This window comes from Streptomyces sp. NPDC001606, assembly GCF_053596835.1.
The window spans coordinates 1-3,580 of record NZ_JBSFHC010000048.1; the positions used below are offsets into that span (position 1 = coordinate 1).

Annotated in this window: 4 protein-coding genes and 1 pseudogene; 4 read left to right on the plus strand and 1 reads right to left on the minus strand. The window is 71.1% G+C overall.

Annotated elements, in window-relative coordinates; translation table 11 throughout:
- From ACWCV9_RS37600 to obgE, 4 genes are all read left to right on the plus strand, one after another.
- A partial coding sequence (locus tag ACWCV9_RS37600; protein ID WP_450793534.1) for an iron-containing alcohol dehydrogenase family protein occupies positions 1-914 on the plus strand: 914 nt, incomplete at its 5' end.
- Between the two features lie 188 nt (positions 915-1,102).
- On the plus strand, positions 1,103-1,423 hold the full coding sequence (rplU, locus tag ACWCV9_RS37605; protein ID WP_450793536.1) for a 50S ribosomal protein L21: 321 nt from the start codon (positions 1,103-1,105) through the stop codon (positions 1,421-1,423).
- 14 nt (positions 1,424-1,437) lie between these two features.
- The gene (gene rpmA, locus ACWCV9_RS37610; protein WP_023550764.1) at positions 1,438-1,692 is read left to right on the plus strand and encodes a 50S ribosomal protein L27; all 255 of its coding nucleotides are present in this window, start codon (positions 1,438-1,440) and stop codon (positions 1,690-1,692) included.
- 121 nt (positions 1,693-1,813) lie between these two features.
- The gene (gene obgE, locus ACWCV9_RS37615; protein ID WP_385848490.1) at positions 1,814-3,259 is read left to right on the plus strand and encodes a GTPase ObgE; all 1,446 of its coding nucleotides are present in this window, start codon (positions 1,814-1,816) and stop codon (positions 3,257-3,259) included.
- Positions 3,260-3,346: 87 nt separating this feature from the next.
- Here the strand turns inward: obgE and ACWCV9_RS37620 are convergent.
- Positions 3,347-3,580 (minus strand): annotated as a pseudogene (locus ACWCV9_RS37620) (UTP--glucose-1-phosphate uridylyltransferase); the annotation flags it as partial.

Genomic DNA, 3,580 nt, shown 5'->3' on the forward strand with positions numbered 1-3,580 from the left:
GGCTGCGCGAGCGGGTCTCGCCCTCGCTGCCCGGCGCCACCTGGTACGAGGTGGGCGGCGGCACCCTGGACGACGCGGTCCGGCTGGCCGGCGAGCTGAAGTCCGGCCACTACGACGCGGTGGTCGCGCTGGGCGGCGGGAAGGTCATCGACTGCGCCAAGTTCGCGGCGGCCCGGGTGGGCCTGCCGCTGGTCGCCGTCGCCACCAACCTCGCCCACGACGGCATCTGCTCGCCCGTGTCCATCCTGGACAACGACGCGGGCCGCGGCTCCTACGGCGTGCCGACCCCCGTCGCCCTCCTCATCGACCTGGACGTGGTCCGCGAGGCGCCGCTGCGGTTCGTGCGCTCCGGCATCGGCGACGCCGTGTCCAACATCTCCGCGGTCGCGGACTGGGAGCTGTCCCACAAGGTCAACGGCGAGAAGATCGACGGTCTGGCCGCCGCCATGGCCCGGCAGGCCGGCGAGGCCGTGCTGCGGCACCCGGGCGGCTGCGGCGACGACGCGTTCCTGACCGTGCTGGCCGAGGGGCTCGTGCTGTCCGGCATCGCCATGTCCATCGCCGGGCACACCCGCCCCTCCTCCGGCGCCTGCCACGAGATCGGCCACGCCCTGGATCTCCTCTACCCCGGGCGGGCGGCGAGCCACGGCGAGCAGGTGGGCCTCGCGGCCGCCTTCGCCATGCGGCTGCGCGGCGACGAGGAGGGCAGCCTGCTGATGGCCGAGACCCTGCACCGGCACGGGCTGCCGGTGACGGCGGCGGAGCTGGGCTTCAGCGACGAGGAGTTCGCCCGGGCCGTGGAGTTCGCGCCGGAGACCCGCCCCGGCCGCTACACGATCCTGGAGCACCTCGCCCTCACGCCGGAGCGGATCAGGACGGCGTACGCGGAGTACGCGGCCGCGGTCTCCGGCTGAGCGGGGCCCGGTTTGACCCTCATGGTCGGGCCCCGTAACCTAGACCGTCGGCGTGTCCATTGCACATGCCTACATCCCCGTAAACCTTTTCCTCCCGGACACCAGGTGGGCCGGGAGAGGTCGTCCGTGGTCTTCCCGGGCGGCTGGCCTGCGGGGGTGCCGTTTCTACGAGCGAAAGTGAGATCCGCGTGTACGCCATCGTGCGCAGCGGCGGTCGCCAGCACAAGGTTGCTGTCGGCGACATCGTCGAGGTTGACAAGATTTCCACTGCCAAGGTTGGCGACACGGTCGAGCTCTCGACCCTGCTCGTTGTCGACGGCGACGCTGTGACCAGCGACCCGTGGGTGCTGGCCGGCATCAAGGTCCAGGCCGAGGTCGTGGACCACCACAAGGGCCAGAAGATCGACATTCTGCGCTACAAGAACAAGACCGGCTACCGCCGTCGGCAGGGTCACCGCCAGCAGTACACGGCGCTCAAGGTCACGTCGATCCCCACGGCTGCGAAGTAAGGGACTGAGGAGAAATGGCACACAAGAAGGGCGCATCGTCCACCCGGAACGGTCGCGACTCCAACGCCCAGCGGCTCGGCGTGAAGCGCTTCGGCGGTCAGGTCGTCAACGCGGGTGAGATCCTGGTCCGCCAGCGCGGTACCCACTTCCACCCCGGCGCCGGTGTCGGCCGTGGCGGCGACGACACGCTGTTCGCCCTCCAGGCCGGTGCGGTGGAGTTCGGTACCCACCGTGGCCGCAAGGTCGTGAACATCGTTCCGGTCGCCTGAACCAAGGCGTAGCCCGAACGTTTCGATTCGCGAGGCGGACCTCACTTCCCGGTCGGGAAGGCGGGTCCGCCTTTCGCGTGTTAAGAGAGAAACACCCGAACATTTCTGGAGGCACTGCACCATGACCACCTTCGTGGACCGCGTCGAGCTGCACGTCGCCGCGGGTAACGGAGGCCACGGCTGTGCCTCCGTCCACCGCGAGAAGTTCAAGCCGCTCGGCGGCCCGGACGGCGGTAACGGCGGCCGCGGCGGGGATGTCATCCTCACCGTCGACCAGTCCGTGACCACGCTGCTCGAGTACCACCACTCCCCGCACCGCAAGGCCACCAACGGCAAGCCCGGTGAGGGCGGCAACCGCTCCGGCAAGGACGGCCAGGACCTGATCCTGCCGGTGCCGGACGGCACCGTCGTCCTGGACAAGGCGGGCAACGTCCTCGCCGACCTGGTCGGGCACGGGACGTCGTACATCGCCGCGCAGGGCGGCCGGGGCGGCCTCGGCAACGCGGCGCTGGCCTCGGCCCGCCGCAAGGCCCCCGGCTTCGCGCTGCTCGGTGTCCCGGGAGACGTCCAGGACATCGTCCTGGAGCTGAAGACGGTCGCCGACGTGGCGCTGGTCGGCTACCCGAGCGCGGGCAAGTCCTCGCTGATCTCGGTGCTGAGCGCGGCCAAGCCGAAGATCGCCGACTACCCCTTCACCACCCTGGTGCCGAACCTCGGTGTCGTCACCGCCGGCTCGACCGTCTACACCATCGCCGATGTGCCGGGTCTGATCCCGGGCGCCAGCCAGGGCAAGGGCCTCGGCCTGGAGTTCCTGCGGCACGTGGAGCGGTGCAGTGTGCTGGTGCATGTGCTGGACACCGCCACCCTGGAGTCCGACCGCGACCCCGTCTCCGACCTCGACATCATCGAGGCCGAGCTGCGGGAGTACGGCGGCCTGGACAACCGGCCCCGGATCGTCGTCCTGAACAAGGTGGACGTGCCCGACGGCAAGGACCTCGCCGAGATGGTCCGCCCCGACCTGGAGGCCCGCGGCTACCGCGTCTTCGAGGTGTCGGCCGTCGCCCACATCGGGCTGCGCGAGCTGTCCTTCGCCCTCGGTGAGCTGGTCGCCCAGGCACGGGCCGCCAAGCCCAAGGAGGAGGCGACCCGGATCGTCATCCGGCCCAAGGCCGTGGACGACGCCGGCTTCACCGTCACCCGCGAGGAGGTCGGCGGCGAGCCGCTGTTCCGGGTGCGGGGCGAGAAGCCGGAGCGCTGGGTGCGGCAGACCGACTTCAACAACGACGAGGCCGTCGGCTACCTCGCCGACCGGCTCAACCGCCTCGGCGTGGAAGAGGCGCTGATGAAGGCGGGCGCCCGGTCCGGCGACGGCGTCGCCATCGGCCCCGAGCACAACGCGGTCGTCTTCGACTGGGAGCCGACCGTCATGGCCGGTGCCGAGATGCTGGGCCGCCGTGGCGAGGACCACCGCTTCGACGCCCCGCGGCCCGCGACCCAGCGCCGCCGGGACAAGCAGGCCGAACGGGACGAGGCCAGCCAGGAGTTCGACGACTTCGAGCCGTTCTAGACAGCGGCGAGCCGTTCTCGGCAGAGGCACGACGAAAGGGCGGGCCGGAGGAAGAACCTCCGGCCCGCCCTTTCGCGTGCCCGAATGTCAGCTGTCGCCGTCGCCGGTCAGCTCCTGGCCGACGTACTCACGCAGCCAGCTCCGGAAGCCCGGGCCCAGGTCCTCGCGCTCGCACGCGAGCCGGACGATGGCGCGCAGGTAGTCGCCGCGGTCGCCGGTGTCGTACCGGCGGCCCTTGAAGACGACGCCGTGCACCGGGCCGCCGAGCTTCTCGTCCTGGGCGAGCCGTTCGAGGGCGTCGGTGAGCTGGATCTCGCCGCC

Excerpts from the sequence above, each read along its gene's own strand:
- rpmA (WP_023550764.1), top strand. The coding sequence starts at position 1,438 with ATGGCACACAAGAAGGGCGCATCGTCCACCCGGAACGGTCGCGACTCC.
- obgE (WP_385848490.1), top strand. The coding sequence starts at position 1,814 with ATGACCACCTTCGTGGACCGCGTCGAGCTGCACGTCGCCGCGGGTAAC.